This is a genomic window from Mesorhizobium sp. C089B (genome assembly GCF_030323125.1).
Taxonomy (GTDB): Bacteria; Pseudomonadota; Alphaproteobacteria; order Rhizobiales; family Rhizobiaceae; genus Mesorhizobium.
Window position 1 is genome coordinate 2,841,787 of record NZ_CP100469.1, and the last position, 23,321, is coordinate 2,865,107.

Here is a 23,321-nt window from a genome sequence, read left to right on the forward strand (position 1 = left end):
AGCTGGCTCGATTTAGGGGCGCGATCGCTCCCTGGAGCTTCTGTTGAAGATCGCACACGCATCTTCAAACCCTCTCCAACAGAAGATCGGCGTTGTCTCCGAGCCTGGAGCCGGCTAGCCTCTTCAGGTTCACCCGGGTGAGCACACTCCCTACTGGAACGGTGGCGGATCCGCCGGTCCCTATTGCATCCAGAGCACCACGGGCAATGCTGCGCCTCGTCCTTGCCCAGCGAACGGCAAAAAGCACCGAATCGGCCCAGCGCTTAAGCAGCCTGGTTTCAGGCCCCCCGAGGCCCAGGGGACCGTTCATGATGACCACGTCGTAGGCCGAACGCAGCTCCTCGGTGAACTGGCATTTGTCGACGGTGGACAGAAGGGTCAGGAGATCATCGGAAGGTGCTGGAGCGGCCATGAGGTCGATACCGATTTCCGGCATCCTCGTAATTGCATCCTTCAGCACGCAACGTTCATTCACATAGTCGCCGAAGGAGTTCCGGGCCTTGTCGGTGCTGAATTCACCACGAAACCCGTTCGTGAGCCGTACATCCTTGCGATCGAGATCGAGGAAAAGCACTCTTCCTCCCAGCCGCGTTGCCGCCAGCGCCAGGCTCCATGCCAACTCGGTCTTGGCATCGTCCTGGATGCTGGACGTCACGAGAATGATATGCGGCGGCTGCCCCTTCCCCTGAGTTGGCGCCGCAGTGACGAGCAGCGAAGTCACGGCGCGGCTGAACGGCAAGTTCTGCTGGCTCAGAACCAGATGCCGCAGCTTTCTGGCGTTAAGTCCCGCAACCCTGGGAAGCAGTCCTACGCACGGGACTCCAAGCTCGGCCTCGGCTTCGGCTTCGCTGCGCAAGGTTTGGTTGAAACCGTTGCGGACCAGGACAATGACCGCCCCCATGAGACCAAAGACGACCATGCCGGGGGGAATCAGGAAAATTGGCGACAATGTCATGGGGGTCGACGGCGGCCAGGCGGTCGAAAGGACCGCTACGCCTGGCGAAGGAGCGGCGATGCGACGTATCAGATCCTGCTGTCGGCTCAGGAGTTCGTTGTAATGCTGCGTCACGATGGCTACCCGAGGCTCAAGGGAACGCAGCCCCGAAAGTTGGCTCGCCGTGTCGGCCACGGCCGCGTCGAGCATCGACTTGCGACTTTCAAGAGCCGTAGCCTGAGACCGGTAGACATTTGCCTCGGCAGCGATTCGGGCAACGCTTTGCTCCATTTCGCGGGCGATCGCGTTGCGCAGATCGCCGTCGGCACCCGACTGGCGTGTCACCAGGTCCGTCAACACGGGCGACCCGATTTCTTCAGCGATGGCCGTGACCGGGGCGCCCGCCTTGCGCAGGTCCTCAATACGGCGAAGGCGCGCTTCCGACGCGGAAAGACTGGCTTTCGATAGGAATATCTGCCGGCCGAGTTCCGCTGTCTCACTGGCTGCGTTGTTGGCCGCGGTCTGATCGACGGCGCCATGCGTGAGCCGGTATGTCTCCAGCCGATCTGTCGCTTCGACAAGATCCCTTTGTACTTGCGGAAGGCTGGCGACTATCGAATCCAGATGAACCTGATCCGATGCCCGGCTTTTTTGTACCAGATCTTGAATGTAGACCTGGGCAAACGTGTTCGCGACAAGTGCCGCACGCGCCGGACTTGGATCGGTGAAGCCGATGGTGATGACGCGCGATCGCAGCTCTTGTCCGACCCTCATTCCGTTGCGTAGCGCCTTCAACTCGGGCGCGTCCGCTGCGTCCGGATTTTCCGCCACCGTGTTATCCTGTCTCCAGGCCCTGCTCAGGAGATCGATGAGGAACGAGCCAGCCGCGGGCGGGACGGCATTGACGACGCTCTTTCCGGTACCGTCGTCTGGTTGGGCTTTGCGCAGTGCTGCCAGGACCCGACGCAGGTGGCCTTGCGAGGAGAGCATCGTCAGATGATCATCGATGTTCGATTCCAGCGAGTCCTGGGCGGACGCCACGCCGCCCGAAGCACTGCTGCTCGGGGCATCGATAATGACCTGGGTCGTTGCCTCGAACAGCACCGGGCGGGTGAAGCCTGCCAGTCCGGCCAGGATGCCGCCCAGAAGGGCCATGGCAAGCAAGAACCATTTTCGCGTCGCCAGGATGATGACGAGCTGGTGGAAGGGTGACGATTGCGTTGGCTCGCGTGGCGGCCGCATCAAGCGCAGATTGGTTTCAAGTGTCCCAACTTCCATCTGCTTGGCGCGCGGACGCCGGGCGCGGTTGGCTATGGAACCTTCCATCTCAATCCCCTGTCAGTTCGATATGGTAAGAAGGGTGCGTGGCGACCGTCGATGGCCGCATGGCTTCGTTGCGCCACGCCTGAAACATGAGCACCGGCCACAGGTCGCGGAAATTATCTTGGCTTCCATGCAGATGATTGCGCCAGCATGCGTCGACCTTCTCACGGTCGATGACCCCGTCCCCGGAGCGGCCGATCGTGGCAATGATATCGGTTGCCCAGCCGCGCAAGGGCCCTTTCAACCAAGTCCCGACCGGAACGTCGAAACCTTGCTTGGGCCGGTCGACCAGTCGGCGTGGTACATAACGATCAAGCAGTCGGCGAAGCAACCATTTGCCCTTCCCGTTTCGGACTTTGGCACGGGCTGGCAAGCGCCAGGCGAATTCAACGACGCGATGGTCCAGGATCGGGCATCGCCCCTCGAGGCTGTTGGCCATGGTGGCTCGATCGAGCTTCACCAAAATGTCGCCCGGTAGATAGCCTGTCATGTCGGCGAATAGGAGACGCGAGAGCAGGCCGTCGAGCTTTGTGGTGTCGGTAGGTGCTGTCGACGGCTTGCGATGAACAAGGTCGTTGGCTGAAGATTTTGTCAGTTGCAGAAAGAGTTCGTCCTCATCTCGCGCCGCGAGCAGGCGGGCAAGGCGAGCCAGGCGGTCACCGCGCAAGCCATGCCGCATATTCGCCGAAAGCGGCAGATTGCCGAAGATATCTTTCTGAGAGGCTTGGGCCAGCAACCCAGCCCCCGATGCCAACAGCCGGCGAAATGACAATGGCAGCTCATGCTGCTTTGTGAAGCGGGTTGCCAGGAAGTGTCGAGAATAGCCTGCGAAGCACTCGTCGCCGCCATCGCCTGAAAGCGCCACGGTTACATGTTGACGCGCGAGGCGCGACACCAGCAGCGTCGGTATCTGCGATTCATCGGCAAACGGCTCGTCCCAAATCCGGGGCAGCTCCGGAACGACCTCAAGCGCGGCGGCCGGCGAGAGATGAAGTTCCGTATGATCGGTGCCCAGATGCCGAGCAACCGCGGCCGCATGGGGAGCTTCATCAAACCCACCTTCCCCGAACGCTATGGTGAACGTCCGAACGGGGTTTCGGGACTGTGCCTGCATCAGGGCGACGACAGTCGAGCTGTCGATCCCGCCCGACAGAAAGGCGCCCAGCGGCACATCTGCAACCATTCGTTCCTTGACGGCCAGTCGGAGCAGGCTGTCGAGCTCGGTCGCGAGGTCCTCGTCGCTGGCGGCTATCGGATCGCGCTGTCCCTTGCCGGCGACATCGGCCAGCGACCACCAAGGGTGAATGCGATGCGCAAGCGAACCGGTGCCTCGGGCGTTGGCGAATTGCGCCGCAGTGACCGACAGGACTGAACCAGGCGGCAACTTGAACACGCCCTGCCAAATGCAACGGTCATCCGGCACCCAGCCGTTGGAAACCATCGTCGTCGCCGCATCGACATCGAGTTCCGGGGTGAAGCCTGGGAAGCAAGTGATCGCCTTCAGCTCCGAGGCGAAGACAAGCGCGTCACGTGTCAAGGCGACATAGAGTGGCTTCTTGCCCATTCGGTCGCGGGCAAGCTGAAGCGTTCGGTTCTCCAGGTCCCACAGCCCGAAAGCAAACATGCCAGCGAAGCGCGCGAGGGCTGCATCAAGGCCCCAGCTTTCGATCGCGCACAGCATGACCTCCGTGTCGCTGGCGCCGCGGAAATGATGGCCCGCCCCTTCCAGTTCACGGCGCAGATTGCGAAAATTGTATATCTCGCCATTGAACGTGATGACATACCGACCGCTCGCGGAGAGCATTGGCTGGCGACCCGCTTCGGACAGGTCGACGATGGCCAGTCGCCGGTGGCCGAAGGCTACCCCCCCTTTACGGCTCACCCAGAAGGCCTCACCGTCAGGTCCGCGATGACGAAGCGCCGTCGCCATCGGTCCGATGGCCCTGAGCGCACTTGCGTTGGGTGCATCGGGCGCCAACAAAATTCCGGCGATCCCACACATTCTAGCATCTCCTCTGGCGAACAATCGCGGGGATCGCTTCCGGCGTCCCAGCGACAAGGCAGAGGGTCAGACAGAACCACACGATCGGATGGCGGATGACCAAATGCGGAGCACTGAAGGCGGCGATCGATGCCACGAGCGCCACCAGAGCATCCAGCTTCGCCCGCCAGGCGGACAACGCAGCTGAGCCGAAGATCCACATCAGGGCTAGAACCGAAATCAGGCCGCCCTGAGTGTAGAGATCCAGGATGGTGCTGTGCGCCTCGAAGGGCCGCGGCAAAAACTGTTGATTGACCACGGGGGGACTATCTAGGTGCGGGCCCGGACCCAGTCCAAGCGATCCCGATCGTGCCCCCTTCTCCAAGGCTGCATTCCAGAGATAGAGGCGAAGCGCCGCGGTTTGGGCAGTCGCTTCCCCGCCCTTGTCTTTGGTCAGGCTCTTGGCGAAGTCTTCGGCGCTGGAGGCCTCGCTGAGGGCATACGGCGCTATAGACAGGGCCAGCGGCAGGAAGCCAACGGCCATCAGGACGGCAAGCTGCCTTGAAAGGCTCGCCTTATTGCCGTCGCTCGTCAGCCAGGCCCGGACCCGCAGCCCGAGAAGGATCAGACAAGCCAGGACCGTGGTATAAAGGTAGGTATCGCTTTTTGTCAGCCTTCCGACGTAAACGGTGAATATGAGGCTGCATAGGGCAAGGCATCTTCCCCATTTATTGCTGGTGGTTGTGGCAAGATGCAAGGCCAGTGGACCGAGTAGGGCGCAGTAGAGCGCAAGCTGGTTCGGATTGTCGGACCACCCGCAGAAGCGGTCCCAGTACCAGGGTTCGACCCCAGCCTGATGGAGCCAGCCGAAACCAAGCCCTACCTGAATGATGAAGCCCGCATTCGCGACAGCAACCATCCACCAGGCGATACGACGCAAACGGAAAGACGCGTTGGGCTCCGCAGCGGCCAGACAGGTGACGCACGCCAACAGCACATAGGCCAGCGTGTCGTGCAACAACGGATCCAGGAACAACGTGGTTGTCAGAAAACCGATGATGTAACCCACGCCCATGGCAAGCGCCAGGATCAGCCAGAAAAGCCCAAGCTTAGCCAGTGCCGGCGTAACCTCCAGTTGGCCGCCAGCAAGGATTCGCGTTATCGACAGCATTATCCAGAGCGTGAGGCACAGTTCGCTGTAGCCGAAGGGCAGCCCTGGGATGCTGAGTTGCGCCGCGTAGGACATCGCGACGCCGAAGGCCAGAAGCGCATCACGCATCATTGCCGCGCCTCGCCCAGTCGATGGGGGCTCGGCACCGCCTCTTCCCTCGGATTCGCCTGCGCAGCTTGAACAAGCCTGCTGCGATATCTGCCACCCAGGATTGTCTTGTACAGGTCGCAATACTGGTCGATGACCCACGACAACGAGAACCGCTCCCGCACGAATCCGACGGAACGGCTCCCCATGGTCTTGCCACGGGCGGGGTCGGAAAGAATATCGACTATCCGGGAGGCCAAGCCATCCGCATCGCGCGGCGCCACGAGATAGCCGTTCCAGCCATCCTCAACCACATCGTTGCAGCCCGGCATGTTGGAGGCGACGATCGGTAATCCGGACAATCCCGCCTCCAGCAGGACACGCGGAATTCCCTCGCGATATTGCGTCGGAAACGCAAACAGATCCGCCATCCCAAGGAGGGCTGGAATGTCGCGCCTTGGCCCCAATGCGACAACGTGGGGAACATGGCGCTCGATATCGGCTCTGCTGACGGCAAACGGACCTTCGGAGTCTTGCGGGCCGACAAGTACGAAACGCGCGTCGGGCCTCTCGCGGATAACGCGAGGAACCGCCTCGATGAGGGTTGGAATCCCCTTCTGCCGCGTGAGCCGGCCGACAAATATTATGACCTGGGCCGATTGTAGGCCAAGTTCCTCGCGCATCGTGGCAGCCGAAGGACCACGATACCTTGCCATCGAGAATGCATCGGGGTCGATGCCAGAACTCCGGATCAGTCGCCCTTTGCCGCGAGCCACCAGCCGATAGCGCTCGAAGAAGGCCTGATCATCACTATTCTGGAAGACGGTCATGGCTGTCCAACGAGACGCCACCCCCTGAAGGCCGCAAAAGAAAGGACGCAATGCCAGGGCCCGCGGCTCCCGCGACGAGAATGTCCAACCAAGCCCGTTGATGGTGCGAACGACGGGAACGTGCCCGCGCACCGCCAGTGGAGTTAGGATATTGGGCTTGGTGTCGAAACTTTGAATGATGTCCGGACGCAGTTCGGACATCAGTTCACGGATCGCGCTTACAGCACCCCATTCTGCACCGCCGCTGCCAAAGCGGTCGAACCCAAATCGGCGATGGGCAATGCCATGGGGTGAGAAGGCGGCTCCGAGATCACTCGAAACGGCAGTGACTTGAAAACCCCTTTCGCGAAGCGCCAAAAGAAACGGGATTCTTAGTCTATGATCCTCGCCTCCAACGCAAACCAGATGCGGACTCATCCTGTCGCTCCTGGATGCGATACCAATCGCGTAAAACAGCTGATCCTATCCGCGGTTTCCATGGCCGGTTTCATCGCCCCTGAACACACAACAGCCAGTCCCACGCTAGGAGCAGGCTTTCGTGCTGTCCTCGTCTGTTTGCATGAAGCAAGCTGATCAACGAAGCGGCAATGCAGCCACAATCGCTGTCGCCTCGGTCAGTGAGTTGGATTCATCCGGTCTGACGGTGCAAGGACGACATCTTCGCGTACGACACGGCGGGCCGGATATAAAAAAGGGCTGTGTTCGAAAGGTCCGCGCGCCGCGTTCAAAGCAACTTCCGCCCGCCTTCTCTCGCCGGATCAACATCGCGACCAGGCGGTGTGATGACTCGCACCGCCAGTTCTCCCGATCGCTTCGTCTGGAAGCAGGCTTTCACCCGGTCTCTGGATATGGTCGGACCCACCAGCCGCCTCTTCCCGCGGATGGGCGACCGCGTTGCCATGCTCGCCGTCATCCGGACCGGCACGCCCGCCTTTCCGTTGAACCCGGTGGGATCCAGTTCAGTGCCTCTCCGCAATTGCCAGCGGCGCGCGCCTCGCATGACCTTGTGGAGTACTGCCTTGCTCATTTTGGCGCCGAGGCTTTTTACGAGGAGCATTGAGCGGCTGCAATGGGAGGCTTCGCCAGGGCGCGGTTCCTTTGCGGTCTGAGCTCGAATAAATCCTGCGGAAGCGCGCATTTGGGCGGTGGCTCGCGCAACCCAAGCGCGCATTGGCCGATTGCCGCCACTGCAAACGCACAAGGCGCTCCGGCAGACTTCCTGCAATGCTTTCGTTGCAGGCTTGAGCACCCCATACTTGGATCATCTACATACCTCTGCGTAGCATCGAGGCTGTTGTGTTTTCCGGAGTATGATCAAAGATTCTATCAAGGGGCGCCGGTATTTGATTTGTCGCTAATGGATCCTTTCCCTAGGCAGGTGTGGGGCGCCTACCGAATCGGACGAAGGGTATGTCAATGACAACACTCCATTACGCCTCGGGCGGGTCGGCCTCCGAGGTCGCGAAAGCCGGATTCAATCTTGTTGATGTATCTTCCTTGGACCAGCTCAACGCCTTGCCGGCCGGCCAGAAAGGCCTGGTGTGGCTCAATGAAGCAGATGGTGCAACCTCCTCCTTTATCCAGAAGGTCACGCCCTTCATCGGCAATCCGAAAGTGTTTGGCTTCTTCCTCGTCGATGAGCCGGACCCGACCGGCAAATGGGGAACTTATGCCACCGCCGCTGATCTGAAGGCGGAGTCAGACTGGATCCACAGCCACCTGCCCGGCGCCAAGACCTTCATAACCATGATGAACATGGGGTCTTCCGCTAACCCCGACTTTTCAAACACATTCAATCCTGCCAACACGCATATCGACTATTACGGCTTGGATCCCTACCCGGTACGGACCGGAACAAGCACGATTGACTACAACATGATCGACAGGACTGTGGCGGCGGCCGTCGCCTCGGGCATCCCGCTCAGTCAGGTCGTTCCCGTGTATCAGACCTTCGGCGGCGGCGACTGGACGACCGACACGGGCGGTCGCTATGTCCTGCCCAGCGTTGCTCAGGAAAAGACTATGTTGGACCACTGGGCCAAGGTAGCGCCTTCGCCCGCCTTCGACTATGCGTATGCTTGGGGTTCTCAACAGGGCGACACGGCGCTTGAGAGCTCGCCGACGCTGCAGGCTCTGTTCCTTCAACACAACCAGAGCACCGCAAGCGGTCCTTCGGCCAGCGAACCGACGCCGCCGCCTACCAGCACAGTGCCTCCGCCCACAAGTGTCCCTCCGACCAGCACCGGCGATCACATTTTCTACGGCACGGGTAGCGCGGATGTGCTTCGCGGCACCGCTGGCGCGGACACGATGATGGGCCGCGGCTACAACGACACCTACTATGTCAACAACGCCGGCGACAAGGTGGTGGAACTGCGGCACAGCGGCAACGATAGCGTGCTGGCATCGGTCAGCTACGCGCTGTCGGCCGGCTCGCAGGTCGAGCATCTTGCGACCACCAGCAAATTGGGAACTGCCGCCATCAAGCTCACGGGAAACGAATTCGCCCAAACCATTGATGGCAATTCCGGGAGCAACACTATCAACGGCGGTGGCGGGAGAGACGTTCTGACGGGACATGGCGGCAACGACGTCTTTGTCTTCGATTCGGCTCTCAAGGTCGGCAATATCGACAAGGTCACCGATTTCAAAGTGGGCCACGACAAGATCCAACTCGACCACACCGTGTTTGCCGGCCTGCATACAGGCGCCCTTCCCTCTTCGGCGTTTTACGCCGGCAGGGCCGCGCACGACAGCGGCGATCACATCGTCTATAACAGCACGACCGGCGCGCTTTCCTTTGACAGCGACGGCTCGGGCGGCGCACATCAGATCCAATTTGCCACTCTATCGCCACATCTGGCTCTGACGGCGTCCTCGTTCATCGTGACGTGACCGTGGGACGTCAGCCTGAGCAAGATGGTCTGACGTTCTTGAATATGGCTGACGGAACCAAGAAGCCCCGCCGAGCTTGTACTTGGTATGAGCGCGCGCGGCATCGAATTCCTGCAGAAATGGGTAGAGGATAAGATCCCACTCTACACCAAGGCCGATCCGGCTCTTGCGGCGAAACTTGCGGACCAAGCAACGGCGGATGCCATCAGAGCGGGAATCCGCCCCGAGGAAATCTCTGAGGAAGTCGGAAGCATGTTGACGACCATGCTCGAAGTGCTCGATCAGCACGATTCGACATGATTGCGCGCTTGGCGGCAGATGCTGCCCGGCTTGGCGCCAAATGCATAAATGTGTCATGGATCATAGGTCATGGGCCAGCCTAGGCAGCATGACCAACATGCTCTCCCAGAACGCGCGCGACGACCCCGTCCACGTCGTGAGGTTCAGCACCATTGACTTGTATCAACGGCCATCGGTCCTGGCGCAGGCACTCGCCGACCTCTCTTGAGATTTCGGCCTGCCTTAATCCTTTGTCCACGCCAAGTTCGAACAGCATAACCTCGAGGAGCGGTTGCTGCGCATGCCTATCCACAAGACGGCGGCGTAACGTTTCCTGGGGCGCGTCGAGTTGCACAACGAGATCCGGCCGCGGCAGGAACGCCAGGCACTCGCGGACCGCGTCGAGGCTTGGAGTTCTAGCCAGCACACCCAGCGCACACAAAGCCTGAATCATGCCCTCTTCGAAGATGAAGCAACCGGGCGACTCCCGCGCTTGGCGCCAGGACTGGCACAGTTGGGCGATGTCGACCTTCATTCGCCATGACCACACGCGGCTTCGAAGAGGGATCGATGCCAGAAGCCGGGCCGCGACACTGTCCTTTGGCAAGGTCGACAGCAAGATAGGACCGGATGTGGCAATCTTTTTGCCAATTCTTCCTATGCCATGGCGGATTTCCGGAGCGTCATCCTGAGCCGATCCAGGTTCAATCAGGCGATACCCATTTACTGTCTTCACATTGATGCCGTGTCTCGCCAGCCCTTGGCAGAGGCCGCGAAGCAGCGTGGTTTTACCCGCGCCAGGCGGCCCAAACAACTCGATGATCATATGCTCAAGCGTCTCCGAACGAGCAGTCATTCCCCTACGGATCAAGCTTAGCCGGATTTCAGATCACACCAACGTTCATTTGAATGATTGTTCCAGTCAGTGAATCTAGGCACCGAGCCCGGATTCTGGCGGAGATGCCGATCGCATCCGTTCGCCTGGGCAAGCCGTCTTGCGCTCCACGGAGCTTGCAAGGAAAAACGACCGGTGCTGGACACAAATGGCAAAACTTCTGAAGGACGCTCGGGAAGCGCTGGCTAGGCAAGATCGAGGCATCATCCGAATGATTGATGAAAAGATCTCCGTGGCGAGCGATGTTCGACCGACAGCTTGGCGGGGCCCTGAATGTCCTCAGTGTGTTTGCATTCGGAAGTGGCAAATCAAAACCTACAGGTGGATCTGCGACCCACCCGAAAGTGGTCAGTCGTTCCCGAATATGACCTTGACCAAGGGGGGCCAGTCTGGCGCCGTTACCGACAGATGGGTGCCAAATTTGCAGACATTCCAATCTTCGACCACCTTGGAGATGTCGCCAGGCGGCATCCTGACAAGCTCGCAATCAGCGACGGCGCGAACCGCCTGACTTTTTCTGAGCTTTTCCGGGCGGTCGAGACGCTGGCAACTCATATCGCTGCCGTCGTCCCCGAAGGGCAGGCCATCGGCATCCTGCAAGCAAACTCCGCTTGGTATCCTGTGGCGATGTTGGCGACCATGGCGGCGGGACGGCCTTCGGTTCCGCTCAACACAAGAGATCCCGCCTCTCGCATTTTCGATATAGTCAGTGCCGCGGGGCTCGGCGCGATTATAGGCGCCGAAAATGTTCGCCCGGTCGAATTGGCCCAAGAGATCATCTGGATCGAAATTGCGGCCGCCGTGGCGTCCAACGATCAACACCCAGAACAGCAGCATAAGCCCCCTATGGTTTCGGTCGATGCGCCCGCATTGGTGCTTTACACTTCGGGCAGCACCGGGCGCCCCAAGGGAATCGTCAACAGCCAACGCAGCCTGCTATGGCGGGTCCGGCAATATGTCGATGCGTGCCATATCAGCGCGGATGACGTTTTCCTGCCGCTGACCGGGCCAGCCACGATCGCCGGTTGCCGGGAGATTTTTGCGGCGCTGCTGACGGGCGCCACGTTGCATCTTCTCGAGGTGGAGGCTGTCGGCCTGCGCGCTACGCGCGCTCGATTGCAGTCCGAAGGTGTGACGATCGCCTATCTTGTGCCGGCACTGCTTCGAGCCCTCCTGGCTGAGGCGCCCGCCGACGCTTCCTGGCCGCTCAGAGTGGCCCGGATCGGTGGGGAGAAAGTGTCATGGACGGACATCGCTTTGCTGCGCAAAGCCGTTTCGGACCAGTGTCTGATCCAGATCGGCTACTCATCGACTGAAACCATCGGTTCGCAATGGTTCTTGCCGCCTGACTGGCCCGAGCAAGACGCGTCGGTTCCCGTCGGCAGGCTGCTCCCTGGTATGACATTCGCTATCGTCGACGAAGCGGAGCGCAATGTAGGGCCAGGCGAAAGTGGAGAGCTTCTGATCAAAAGCCGCTATGTCCTGCTTGGTCATTGGGAGAACGGTGTGGTCGTTCCCGCGCAGCCGGACCCCGACGATCCCGAGGCTCGGCTTTTTTCGACCGGGGACCTCGTTCGGCTGGACGATGATGGCATCTTGAGGATCGTCGGCCGCAAAGGGCGCCAGATCAAGATCAATGGTCGACGCATCGAGCCCGCCGAACTCGAACGGGTCTTGCGTTGCGCGCCTTCAGTGGCGGATGCCGTGGTGATGGTAACGGCCGCGCAGGAACTCATCGCCTTCGCGGTTCCCCAGTGCTTCGCAGGCGGCGCTTTTGCAGACGACCTTCGCCAGCTCCTCAGGATGACCTTGCCGACACCATTGCGTCCCTTGCGATTGCACACCGTTGACGCAATCCCACGCCTGTCGGGAGGTAAGGTCGATTTGGCAACTCTGGCCGAGATAGATCGTTCGCACGGAAGGAGGGCGCGAGCCGCCCGGTCGTCCACTCTCGATGCTCCGCCCGCCGGAGGAGCAAAGGACACGCGTCAAATAGTGCAGCACGCGTGGACGCAGGTTCTCAACACAGGCACTGCCACGGGAAACTGGGATGATGCTGGAGGAGATTCGCTGCAGCTGCTGCACTGCGTCATGGCGATCGAAAACGCCATCGGGCAAGAGCTGGGCCTCGAAGCATTCACCGTCGGCATGAGCTTGGACGAGATGGTTGAGGCGGTCGTCTCTGCACGGTTAGGCGAAGGGCGCGAAAAGAAGCACCACCCCCCGGTTCTTTTCCTGTTTCCAGGGTCCGTTGGCTATGGCCCGAGCCTCGCTGCGTTCGCAGCCGCCATGGGGAAAGTCGCCCGTGTAAACCCCATCCGATATCCGAGCCTTGCGGCGATACTGGACGGACACAACACCCTCAGCGCCATGGCTGGCGCCGCACTCGAGCAGATAAGCCGCATCCAACCTGCGGGCCCCGTGCGACTTCTCGGCCATTCTCTGGGTGGCGCGGTTGCATTCGAGGTTGCCGCACGGCTCATGAAGGCCGGGCGAACGGTGCGGTTCCTGGGCATCCTCGACACGAGCCTTCTGGACGAGCCGAGCAACCATTGGGAGACAGTTACCCGTACGTTCTATCGTATTCGCACCAACCGCATATCCGCGCACCGGATGGCTTGCAGAGCCCTTGCGAAGATCACCGTCGCCGTGGGCGGCGAAGCGCGTCTGGCCAGGATTCTGGACAGATTTGCCAATGGAGAGTTCAACCCGACGATCTTCAGGACCAAACTGGAACTGCAGGAGGTTTTAAGGGCGAAGTCATTCTTCCAGTGGCTTGAGGCACCGAAACCGGCTCTGCCCCTCTCCGGTACCTTGTTCCGATGTCGCAGGGAGGGAATGCCGCGGGCCTTGGGCTGGGACAGCGTCTTGGCACACCTGGACGTCATTTCGATCACGGGCAGCCACATCGACCTTGTCGTCGAACCAAACCTTGCCACCAACCGTCCGCTTATCGAGACGGCCATCGTGCAGACCTATTCCCCCGCCGAATCTCGCAAAAGGGAGGACTTGTCATCGACATAATTCCGGAATTCAGCAAGGACATGCTGACGCTCGATGCCCGCGCGGAGGTCGATCGCATCGTTGACACCTTGCGCACTCAGGTTCTCGGCACCCTGCATCGTCGCGGCGTGGTTGTCGGTCTTTCCGGCGGTATCGACAGCTCCGTCGTCGCGACCTTGTGCATGCGCGCGTTCGGGAAAGACAAGGTCCTGGGACTGTTCATGCCGGAGCGGGATTCTTCCGGCGACTCCCTGAGACTTGGCCGCCGCGTCGCGGCACAGCTTGGCATTGAAAGCGTCCTTGAGGACATAGCACCGGCACTGGAGGCCATTGGGGCCTACCGCCGGCAGATCGATGCGATCCAGACCGTCGTTCCCGACTATGGGGAAGGGTGGAAATGCAAGCTGGTGATCGCGTCGGTTCTGGAGAGCAGCGGGCTCAATATAACTCGCCTCACGGTCCAGGATCCGCAGGGTAAAGTAGATACCGTGCGTCTGCCGCCAGCTGCCTATCTGCAGATCGTTGCTGCGACAAACTACAAGCAGCGCCTGCGCAAGATGACGGAATACTATCACGCCGACCGCCTCAAATACGCGGTTGTCGGCACTCCAAATCGCCTCGAGTACGACCAGGGCTTTTTCGTCAAGCAGGGCGACGGAGCCGCCGACGTGATGCCGATCGTTCACCTTTACAAAACCCAGGTTTATCAACTCGCGGAATATCTCGAGGTGGATGATGAAATCCGGCAGCGGCCACCGACCACCGACACCTTTTCCATGACCCAAAGCCAGGAAGAATTCTATTTCGCGCTGCCCTATCACCTGATGGATCTATGCCTCTACGGCCTGAACCACGGGGTCGCCAGCAATGAGCTCGCGGCGGTTGCTGGCCTCACCGAGCCCCAGCTTCAGAAAGTGTTCAAGGACATCGAAGCGAAACGAAGGGCGGCCCACTATCTTCACGCGCGGCCTTTGCTGTCCGCCGAAGGCGGAGATTGACCGAGCATGTGCGGCATCGCTGGAATCGTGGCGCTGAATGCCACAGCGGCTTCTCCTTCGCGGCAGGCGCTGATGCAGATGATGGGCGCGCTGGCGCATCGCGGTCCCGACGGGCGCGGTCTCTACCGGGACAGACGCGCGGGGCTGGCGCATGTGCGCCTGTCCATCGTCGATCTTTCCAGTGGCCAGCAGCCGATGGCGGATACAGGCGATACGACGTGGATCGTGTTCAACGGCGAGATATTCAACTACGTCGAATTGCGTGAAAAACTCACGGCGCTCGGCCACCGCTTCCGAACCCGCAGCGACACGGAGGTCGCGCTACACGCCTATCGTGAGTGGGGAGAAACGGCCTTCGAGCGGATGAACGGCCAATGGGCAATTGCGATCTGGGATTCAGTGGCCAATCGTCTCGTATTGTCGCGCGACCGCTTCGGCATTTGCCCGCTGTATTTCAGCGAGCATGCGCACCGGCTTTATTTCGCCAGCGAAGTGAAAGCCATTTTCGCGGCCGATCGAACCATACCTCGCGCCTTTGATCCCGCCGGCATCGATCAGACGTTCACGCTCTGGACGGTCGTTCCGCCGCAAGGAGTTTTCCACGGAATCAACGAACTCGAGCCGGGTCATGTCCGCATCTATCAGGATGGCACCGTTCGTGAGCGGATTTTTTGGCAGCCTTCCTATCCCGACAAGTTCGGATCGCGCCAGGGCGAGTTCACCGGGTCCAGCGATGACGCGGTGGACCGCGTATCTAGCGCTCTTGAAGCCGCGACGGCGCTCAGAATGGCGCGCGCAGACGTGCCTGTCGGGTGCTACCTCTCCGGAGGGCTGGACAGTTCGCTTGTGGCCGCGCTCGCGAGGCGCTTCGCGGGCGAGCGCTTCCAAACCTTCTCCTTGCGTTTTGCCGACGCCGAGTATGACGAGACCCGCTTCCAGCGAATGGTTGCCGAGGCGGCCGGCAGTGAGCACCATGAAGTGGTCGTTTCGCGCAGAGATATAGCCGGGATCTTTCCGGAGGTAATCCGACACACCGAACGCCCGATACTGAGGACTGCCCCGGCGCCACTCTTCCTGCTCTCGCGCCTGGTGCGCGAGCGTGGAATCAAGGTCGTGCTGACCGGCGAAGGCGCTGACGAAATGTTCGCCGGCTACGACCTGTTCCGCGAAGGCAAGGTCCGCCGCTTCTGGGGGCGCCACCCGACTTCGACACGACGCTCTCGGCTCCTGGAACGCCTTTACCCCTATCTCACCCGCTCGCCGGTGCAACAGCAGGCGATGGCGCGTCAGTTCTTCGGGCGAAATATTCAGGCTTACGACGCGCCGGGCTTTGCTCATGAAACCCGCTGGCAAACCACCAGGGCCATCAAGCGCTTGTTTACGGCCGATATGCGGGCTCGAACGCAGGGCCGCGACGCCGTGTCCGAGTTGCTCGCCCGTCTGCCCGCGCAGTTTGCCCGTTGGAGTCCCCTTGCGCAGGACCAGTATCTCGAGGTGCAAACACTGATGTCGGGCTATCTGCTCTCCTCGCAAGGCGACAGGATGCTGATGGCTCACTCAGTCGAGGGGCGCTTCCCGTTCCTGGACGATGAACTTGTGAGGCTCGCGAATTCGCTGCCACCCTCCTTCAAACTCCGCGGCCTCGACGAAAAGCACGTGCTGAAGCGCATGGCGGCACCCATCCTGCCCTCCGAGATCGTAGCCCGCAAGAAGCAGCCCTTCCGCGCGCCCAACGCGCTTTGCTTCGTCGGCGCAGACGCTCCGGATTACGCTCGCGAGGCGGTTTCGCAGACGGCCCTGCGCGAGGCGAATGTCTTCGATCCAAAGGGGGTCACGCACCTGCTTGCCAAATGCCAGGCCAGAACTGGCGATGGCGACCTGTCCAATGCCGACAACATGGCGCTGGTCGGCGTGTTGTCGACCCAACTTCTTCATCAGCAGTTCGTCGCGGGTTGTCCCAGTGCAACGCTCGAATGCACGCTCAGCGTCGACGTCGACTGCGAACATCGGGAAGAGCGCCTGTATGTTGCATGATGCCGTACCATTGCTGCATGACTACCTCGCCCATTCCGCCGTCCGACACGGAAGTAAGGTGGCGCTGGTGTGCAACAGGCAGCGTGTCACCTACCTCGAACTCGAAACGCGAGCCAACGCGATCGCCTGGGACCTGTCCGCATCCGGAGTCGTTCGCGGTGATCGCGTGATGATCTTCGCCGACAACACCGTCGAGACGGTGGTTAGCTTCTGGGCGGTGCTAAAGGCGAATGCGGTGGTGTGCATCGTCAACCCGCTCACCAAGAGCGACAAGCTCGATTATCTGCTCAACGACTGCCGGCCGACGGCGCTCATCACGGACGGCCATCTGCAAGCGATCTTCCGCGAGCCGGCGCGCGGCTGCCCGTCACTTCTGCGGGTGATCGTATCGGGACCGATCGACGACGTCGAACTCGCCCAGCTGCCGTTTGCCGTGCGCTGGGACGCCGCCCTCGCCAATGGCGCGGATACGCCGCCGGCACGGCAGTGCATCGATGTTGATCTGGCAGCCATCATCTACACGTCCGGGTCGACGGGCGAACCCAAGGGCGTGATGCTGACGCACAGAAACATGATGGCCGCGTGCGCGTCTGTCGCTTCCTACCTGGCGATTGCCGAGGACGAGGTGATCCTCAATGTCCTACCCTCGCCTTCGATTATGGACTGTACCAGATGATCATGGCTTTTCGTACCGGCGCCCGGCTGGTGCTCGAACGCTCGTTCGCTTTCCCGGCACAGATCCTCGGGTTGATCAGGCAGGAGGGAGTTACGGGCTTTCCCGGCGTGCCCACAATCTTTGCCGCACTCTCCGAACTCAGGTCCCTCAAAGACCAGGATTTCTCGAGCATCCGCTACGTCACAAACACTGCGGCAGCCCTACCCCTCAAGCATATTTTCATGCTTCGCGAGCTGTTTTCGAGTGCACGCATCTATTCGATGTACGGTCTCACCGAATGCAAACGTTGCACCTATTTGCCGCCAGAGGACCTCGAGCGAAAGCCATTGAGCGTAGGGATCGCAATCCCGAATACGGAGATGTGGATCGTTGACGAGCATGACAGGCGGATAGGCCCAGGCGTTGTCGGCCAACTCGTCATTCGCGGCGCAACGGTGATGAACGGGTATTGGGGCAAGCCCGAGGCAACGGCCAGGAAACTCAAACCCGGCCCGCTGCCCGGCGAGCAGGTCCTATACACCGGCGACTACTGCCGGATGGATACGGAGGGTTACCTCTACTTCGTTGGCCGTGGGGATGAGATCATAAAGTCGCGAGGCGAGAAGGTGGCGCCAAGGGAAGTGGAAAATGTACTGATGGACATTCCAGGAGTCCGAGAAGCGGCTGTCATAGGTGTTCCCGACGAGCTCCTCGGGCAAGCGGTGAAAGCTTTTGTGGTGATGGAGCATGGAAGAGCCATTGGCGAAAGGGAACTGCAGAAGGAGTGCCAGAAGCGTCTGGAAAACTTCATGGTCCCGAAATCCATCGTCGTTGTGGCGAACCTGCCGATGACGGACACGGGAAAACTCAAGAAAACGGCGCTGTCATGATACGGGGCCAGAACCAAGTCGCTGATTTAATGGTGACGCCACGGAGGACGAATTCATGTTGACCATCAAGGAACGCACCGGAATCTACAGCGAGCAGATTCGTAGTTTCTTGGTTTCGAATTTCTACGTCAGCGACGTCAAGGCATTGCTGGATGACGCATCCTTGCTCGATCAAGGCATTGTCGACTCGACGGGTGTGCTTGAGATTATCGGCTTCATCGAGGAGACCTTTGGCATTACCGTCGAGGATAGCGAACTTCTGCCTGAAAACCTCGATTCCATCCAGGGGATCGAGCAATACATCATCCGCAAAATGAACTGATGGGTAAGCGTAACGCCCAGAGCAGCCCCGTATTTGGTCTGATTGTCGCAGGATTCATGCCTGCGTCTTGACTTGCCCCAGAACCACCCGGCCCTCGCCCGCTTCGTTCGAGACCGAACGGATGTTCTCGAATGCCTTGCTGCGTTCCAGCAGACCCGCTACCTGTCGGTCTTGGCCAAGCCCGACCTCGAAGAGCAGGATGCCGCCACGCCGCAGGTATCGCGGTGCGTCTTTCAGTACGCGCATATGAATGCTCAGGCCGTAAGGGCCGGCTGCAAACGCCTCGCGCGGCTCAAGCTCGATCAGATGGGCGCGGTCGCCCTCGAGCCGCTTTTCAGAAATGTAAGGCGGATTGCAGACGATTACGTCGATAGTTCCGTCTAACCCAAGGCCGATGAGAGAGTCGAACAAGTCGCCCTGAAGCACCGAAAGACGCTCAGCCATGCCGTGATGTGAGGTGTTGCGGCGTGCCGTTTCGACGCATTCATCGGTGAGATCGCTTGCCCAGACAAGGGCGCTGGGCACATGGTAGGCGATCGCGCACGCCAGATTCCCAGTGCCGCAGCACATATCAACTATGCGCGGAGCCGGCAGGTTCATCTGATGCAACACACCAAGCGCGGTCTTGCCGAGCAACTCGGTCTCAGGTCTGGGGACGAGCGCACCGGGCGAAACCAGCAGTTCAAGTCCCATGAACATGGCGCGGCCGGCGCCATAGGCATCAGCTACACTGAACTCTTTGCTCATGGCCGACCCCATCGCTTGATCTCCCCAGTATAGATCTGCGGCGCTCATGCGCCAGCCAAACCTGCTCCGAAATCATGAATTCTCAAGCCTTTCCTTCGAAAAACTGCAGGCACAAACTCGGTGCATCGCACTTCTGACGCTCATTGACCGATTGCAATCTCAGGTCGCCAAAGATGGAGAGAGAGGTGCTGCTCATGCTTTGAAGAGCCAATGGCGCGGTACGGCGGCTTTTAGATTTTGTGGATCGTGGAGAGGGGTAAACGCCTATCCAACTCTGATGGAGCGGAGGCGCGGACCGCAGCTCCATTGACGCGCTAATCTTCGGCTCCGGTAATTCAGCAAGTGGTCGGTGGAAGCGCCTCCGCTCCAGCATCAGCCTCACCTTGCTGCATGGAGAGGTTACCTATAGGTTTGCGGACATGTCGAAACAACTGTCCGAAGGTCTCGGATCGACATCTCATTTCCGGTCAATCGCAGAGAGGGGCCGTGAGCGAAAGCGTGAGTGTTCTGATTGTTGAGGATCAATGGCTAGTCGCGCAGGACACTGCCGCGCGGCTGCGTCGCGCCGGTTATCAGGTGGTCGGACCTGTGCCGTCGGTATCCGCCGCTCTGCGTCTTGTCGAATCGGACAAGATTGACGTGGCGTTGCTAGACATCCAGCTGAACGGTGAAACGGGTCTGCCGGTGGCGAGGATATTGCAGGCGCGAGGCATCCCCTTTGCCTTCTTGTCGGGATTTGGCCCCGCCGACGTTCCCGCGGCTTTCCGCGACTGCAGATTCCTGCCGAAGCCGGCAACCGATGCTGTCATCCTTGCTGCTGTCAGCGAGTTGGCGTCCCTGCGCACAGCTTCGCGCTGACATTCGCTCCGCCGCATTATTACCGGAGTTGCGCCCTGGCGACCTGGTAGGCCGGACGAGGTCAGTCTCACAAAGGGCAACATTGGCGCTTTGGCCATGAGGACGGCGGACTACGACCGGCGAGGACGGAAATTCTGCGTTCAAAAAGCATCCGCCGGGGTTCCACTTCTCGGCCTGTTGGCGGCGATTTGGACTTAGGTCCGATCCCGGTCGCCAGAGGTCGGATTGCGGAACATCTGCCAAGGACCCACGTTCGGGGTTTGAGCACGGAGGTGCCGGCCGATCTCGAAGCGCAAGTTTCACGGGCAACTGTTGGGGAGTGTCGTAGTGCCGATTTCAAACGATATGGGGGACGAGTACCTGGAACTGGAATGTCCAAACTGTTCTCATGTCATCATAAAAAGGGATCGTGGTTGAAGGTGATATCCAACTTCAACTGCACCCAATGCCATGCAAAAATCAGAATTGGTTATATGACCAAGCTCGCGCTTTTCGAGAAAAAAAGGCAAAGCATGAACCCGGCTGCGCAGTGAGAGTCCTAGCGGCCCGACAGTCGTTTGGGGTGGTGCGTTGAACCGTCGGGCCTGACCGGCCCAATGGCGGGGGAGCCAGGCCGGCTGGGTGAATCGTATACATTAGATCGTGCTTATCAAGCCCAAATACGCGGCGCGACATCGCCTGGTGGAGCAACGGTGAACCCCGCGCCCGTATACGCGCTAGCAGGAACGTCGGCGGTCAACATGCCGCTCATTCGTAGAGAGTGCGAACAGCTTCATCAAACAACTCCACCTCGGCTTCAACCTTTTCAGCCGCTTTATCGACCTTGTCGAAACGCTTCAGCATTCGATTGTGGAGCATGGACAAGCGTGCCGCATGGTAGACCACGCTGCGCTTGTAACCTTCAGAGTCGAGTGGTTCGAACAACATTGTCATGGCAGAAATCCTCAATGTTTTTCGTCCTGCAATCCTTCCCTAGTAAACCGCCAGTTAACTCTTTCGTTCCGCTGGTGATGCGAAGGCGCCCGAATGAATAACTCGTTGCGCTGTCTCCAGACTGCACGAGCGTGCTTCGTCTGTCTGAGGTTGGGCCCCAAGGCTTGCGCTTGCCTCGCCTGTTCGGCTCATGCTGCGTCAGTCACGACATCGACGGCCAGCTTCAGTTCAATCGCTTTGGGCGTGAGTTGAATACCGGCGCTGCCAAAAATTGCCGAATGATCATCCTGCTGTGGTGGGACCGCCGAACCCGTCAGGAGCGACGAACCGAGCCGGCTTGGATAGTCGCCCCGCCGCAAGGACGCGAGCGATCGAAGATCACGTCGGCAGGTGCTCTGCCCTCTCTAGGAAGCCGGCGCCGCGCGCACTTACTGAAAAAACCCAAACAGAATAAGAGCGAGAAAGGCAAACAGCAGCGCTGCAGCCGCTAGCAACACACCTTTGTTGGAGCCGCGCCGAGGTTGAGGGTCAGGCACGAGTTTTTTCCGGTTTGGGAGTTCATTCATTGGACATTAATTTGCGGCTGCAAATTAGGTTCCGCTCATGCTTGAATGCCTACAATGCCGCCCCACAGCGCCCTACAGGCGCACGACCTTCGCTAGCCCTAGGCGTATCCGCTGGCCTTCTGCAAAGGACAACGCGAACGATTCCTGATTGAATGACCTGGCAATTTCCTGATCTTTCTCAACCACGCGGACGAACCATTCGCCGCAGGTTTCTGTCACTTCGACGCAAGGCACGGCCTTGCGGAATGGAACCACGTTATCCATCACAGCCGACCTACGAGCAATGGCAACATCGGTCTTGTAAGGCCACCGAATTCGGGATTTCAATAAAAAGTCGGTACGTGATCATGTAATTTACGGGATCAAGTAATTAGTGAGCAGCGGATCGCATTTGAAGTCCGCTAAGATCACCTATGTGCTCACCGAAGCATTGGGGCTCGGCCGACACGGTGATTTTGAACGCCTACGGCAATTCCTTCTCGGAGAGGTCGCTGACCGGCATGATGGCGCACCGAACCAAGATGGCGGGCATGGGGCCCGGCTGCACGCTGCATGGACTTCGGAAGACGCTGGGGAAGTACCTGGCCAAGGAGGGGCGCGACCTCGAAACAATCGGCAGGCATTCTCGGCCACGACGACCTGGACCACGTAGAGCTTTACAGCAAGGACGGAGCAGGAGCGGCTCGCCATGGATGGCATGGCGAAGCTTCTGAAGCGGTTTGTCTAACCGACTGTCTAACCGACTGTCTAACCAGGTTGTCTACCCTCGACGCAAAGCCTTGTGCACCAAGGCGACTGGTGGGCCCGGAGGGACTCGAACCCCCAACCAAGCGGTTATGAGCCGCCGGCTCTAACCATTGAGCTACAGGCCCCACGCGCGCTGGATTAGTGTTTTTCCTTGCGCGGCACAAGGCTTTCCGGACGGGCTGGCCGAGATCGCCCAAATCAGCCCATATTCGCGCCCTAGTCGACAGGCGCGACTGGATCGCACACCGAGGAGATTTTCATGACCAGACATATTTTGCCGCTCGCACTTGCCGCCGCGATCGCTTTTCCGGCGATGGCAAGCGCTGCCGATTCGCTGCCCCCGCCCCGCATCATCGTGTCGGGTGAAGGCCAGTCGACCGTGGCGCCTGACCTGGCGCTGCTGACGCTCAGCGTCATGCGCGAGGCCAAGACCGCACGCGCGGCACTCGACGCCAACAACGACGCCATGGCCGCCGTGATCGCGGCAATGAAGTCGGCAGGGATCAAGGACCGCGACCTGCAGACCGCCGGCATCCAGATTAACCCGCGTTACAACTACACCAACAAACCGGACGGCAGCCAGGAAGCCGAGCTTGTCGCCTACCAGGTGACCAACACACTCTCGGTGCGCATCCGCGACATCGACAAAACAGGTGAGATTCTCGACAAGGCTGTGTCGCTCGGCGTCAATCAGGGCGGAGGCATTTCGTTCTCCAACGAAGACCCGAAAGCTGCCGTCACCGAAGCCCGCAAGAAGGCGGTCGCCGATGCCATGGCCAAGGCCAAGACGCTGGCCGAAGCCGCCGGCGTCAGCATCGGCCGGGTGCTGGAAATCACCGACCAGAACGTTGCGCCGGCGCCGATGCCGATCAATGCCAAGGCCTTCGATGCGGCAGGCGCCGCGGTTCCCGTGCAGGCCGGCGAGAATGCCTACGCCGTGCAGGTAACAGTTACATTCGAGCTTAAGTAGCAGGCCGCCGGGCCGGGCGCGGTTCTGCTGAACCCGTCGGCCGGAACCGCAGATTTCCGACATGAAAAACCCCGGAGGACTGGCCTCCGGGGTTTTTTCGAGCCGCACCTTTCCGCGGAGGGAAAGGGGCTCCTGGCTGACCCTAGAAGGGTCATGCCGCTACTCCAGGCTGATCCTCGCAGAGGAACATGCCTCCCGATCGA

At 60.1% G+C, this 23,321-nt stretch carries 16 protein-coding genes, 1 tRNA gene and 1 pseudogene; 9 read left to right on the top strand and 9 right to left on the bottom strand.

Features of this window, described 5'->3' with window-relative positions:
* Nucleotides 1-64: 64 nt before the first annotated feature.
* From NLY44_RS14105 to NLY44_RS14120, 4 genes are read right to left on the bottom strand one after another with little or no spacing between them, the layout of a single operon-like run.
* The gene (locus NLY44_RS14105) at nt 65-2,260 is read right to left on the bottom strand and encodes a GumC family protein (protein WP_023805947.1); all 2,196 of its coding nucleotides are present in this window, start codon (nt 2,258-2,260) and stop codon (nt 65-67) included.
* A gap of 1 nt (nt 2,261) precedes the next feature.
* Nucleotides 2,262-4,259: an asparagine synthase (glutamine-hydrolyzing) gene (gene asnB / locus NLY44_RS14110; protein ID WP_023805948.1), complete on the bottom strand. Its 1,998-nt coding sequence runs from the start codon at nt 4,257-4,259 to the stop codon at nt 2,262-2,264.
* A 1-nt stretch (nt 4,260) separates the two neighbouring features.
* Nucleotides 4,261-5,520 carry an O-antigen ligase family protein gene (locus NLY44_RS14115; protein WP_023805949.1) on the bottom strand — a complete coding sequence of 420 codons (1,260 nt, stop codon included), beginning with the start codon at nt 5,518-5,520 and terminating at the stop codon, nt 4,261-4,263.
* Nucleotides 5,517-6,743, bottom strand: coding sequence for a glycosyltransferase family 4 protein (locus NLY44_RS14120; protein WP_023805950.1), 1,227 nt, complete (start codon nt 6,741-6,743; stop codon nt 5,517-5,519). Before NLY44_RS14120 ends, NLY44_RS14115 begins: the two co-directional genes overlap by 4 nt.
* A gap of 999 nt (nt 6,744-7,742) precedes the next feature.
* Between NLY44_RS14120 and NLY44_RS14125 the strand changes: the two genes are divergently transcribed.
* Both NLY44_RS14125 and NLY44_RS14130 read left to right on the top strand, forming a co-directional pair.
* Nucleotides 7,743-9,221 (top strand): M10 family metallopeptidase C-terminal domain-containing protein, encoded by a 1,479-nt coding sequence (locus tag NLY44_RS14125; protein ID WP_023701115.1) that lies wholly within the window; start codon nt 7,743-7,745, stop codon nt 9,219-9,221.
* Between the two features lie 87 nt (nt 9,222-9,308).
* Nucleotides 9,309-9,521 (top strand): DUF768 domain-containing protein, encoded by a 213-nt coding sequence (locus NLY44_RS14130; protein WP_023670889.1) that lies wholly within the window; start codon nt 9,309-9,311, stop codon nt 9,519-9,521.
* Between the two features lie 79 nt (nt 9,522-9,600).
* Here the strand turns inward: NLY44_RS14130 and NLY44_RS14135 are convergent, their stop codons facing one another.
* Entirely contained in the window at nt 9,601-10,326 is a 726-nt protein-coding gene (locus tag NLY44_RS14135) for an AAA family ATPase (RefSeq protein WP_023670888.1), read from the bottom strand.
* Between the two features lie 342 nt (nt 10,327-10,668).
* Here NLY44_RS14135 and NLY44_RS14140 point away from each other — a divergent pair, with 342 nt between their 5' ends.
* The 5 genes and pseudogenes from NLY44_RS14140 (at nt 10,669) to NLY44_RS14160 (ending at nt 18,297) form a co-directional block, all read left to right on the top strand.
* A complete protein-coding gene (locus tag NLY44_RS14140; protein ID WP_023805952.1) occupies nt 10,669-13,419 on the top strand; it encodes a non-ribosomal peptide synthetase in 2,751 nt (916 codons plus the stop codon).
* Nucleotides 13,416-14,396: an NAD(+) synthase gene (gene nadE, locus NLY44_RS14145; protein ID WP_280790677.1), complete on the top strand. Its 981-nt coding sequence runs from the start codon at nt 13,416-13,418 to the stop codon at nt 14,394-14,396. The genes NLY44_RS14140 and nadE overlap by 4 nt, the downstream gene beginning before the upstream one ends.
* A gap of 6 nt (nt 14,397-14,402) precedes the next feature.
* Nucleotides 14,403-16,430 carry an asparagine synthase (glutamine-hydrolyzing) gene (gene asnB, locus NLY44_RS14150; RefSeq protein WP_023805953.1) on the top strand — a complete coding sequence of 676 codons (2,028 nt, stop codon included), beginning with the start codon at nt 14,403-14,405 and terminating at the stop codon, nt 16,428-16,430.
* Nucleotides 16,420-17,975 (top strand): annotated as a pseudogene (locus tag NLY44_RS14155) (class I adenylate-forming enzyme family protein). Before asnB (NLY44_RS14150) ends, NLY44_RS14155 begins: the two are co-directional and overlap by 11 nt.
* A gap of 55 nt (nt 17,976-18,030) precedes the next feature.
* Entirely contained in the window at nt 18,031-18,297 is a 267-nt protein-coding gene (locus tag NLY44_RS14160) for an acyl carrier protein (protein WP_023670883.1), read from the top strand.
* 54 nt (nt 18,298-18,351) lie between these two features.
* On the opposite strand, the gene NLY44_RS14165 is transcribed toward NLY44_RS14160, so the two are convergent.
* Nucleotides 18,352-19,044 carry a N5-glutamine methyltransferase family protein gene (locus NLY44_RS14165; protein ID WP_023689767.1) on the bottom strand — a complete coding sequence of 231 codons (693 nt, stop codon included), beginning with the start codon at nt 19,042-19,044 and terminating at the stop codon, nt 18,352-18,354.
* Between the two features lie 486 nt (nt 19,045-19,530).
* On the opposite strand from NLY44_RS14165, the gene NLY44_RS14170 reads away from it, so the two are divergent.
* Complete coding sequence (locus NLY44_RS14170) at nt 19,531-19,902, top strand: response regulator (protein ID WP_023670881.1); 372 nt, start codon at nt 19,531-19,533, stop codon at nt 19,900-19,902.
* A 747-nt stretch (nt 19,903-20,649) separates the two neighbouring features.
* Here the strand turns inward: NLY44_RS14170 and NLY44_RS14175 are convergent.
* From NLY44_RS14175 to NLY44_RS14185, 3 genes are all read right to left on the bottom strand, one after another.
* Nucleotides 20,650-20,835 (bottom strand): hypothetical protein, encoded by a 186-nt coding sequence (locus NLY44_RS14175; protein WP_023681021.1) that lies wholly within the window; start codon nt 20,833-20,835, stop codon nt 20,650-20,652.
* 638 nt (nt 20,836-21,473) lie between these two features.
* On the bottom strand, nt 21,474-21,665 hold the full coding sequence (locus NLY44_RS14180; RefSeq protein ID WP_023670878.1) for a hypothetical protein: 192 nt from the start codon (nt 21,663-21,665) through the stop codon (nt 21,474-21,476).
* A 532-nt stretch (nt 21,666-22,197) separates the two neighbouring features.
* Nucleotides 22,198-22,273 (bottom strand) — tRNA-Ile (locus NLY44_RS14185).
* Between the two features lie 134 nt (nt 22,274-22,407).
* Between NLY44_RS14185 and NLY44_RS14190 the strand changes: the two genes are divergently transcribed.
* Nucleotides 22,408-23,118, top strand: coding sequence for an SIMPL domain-containing protein (locus NLY44_RS14190; protein ID WP_023672467.1), 711 nt, complete (start codon nt 22,408-22,410; stop codon nt 23,116-23,118).
* The last annotated feature ends 203 nt before the right edge of the window (nt 23,119-23,321 follow it).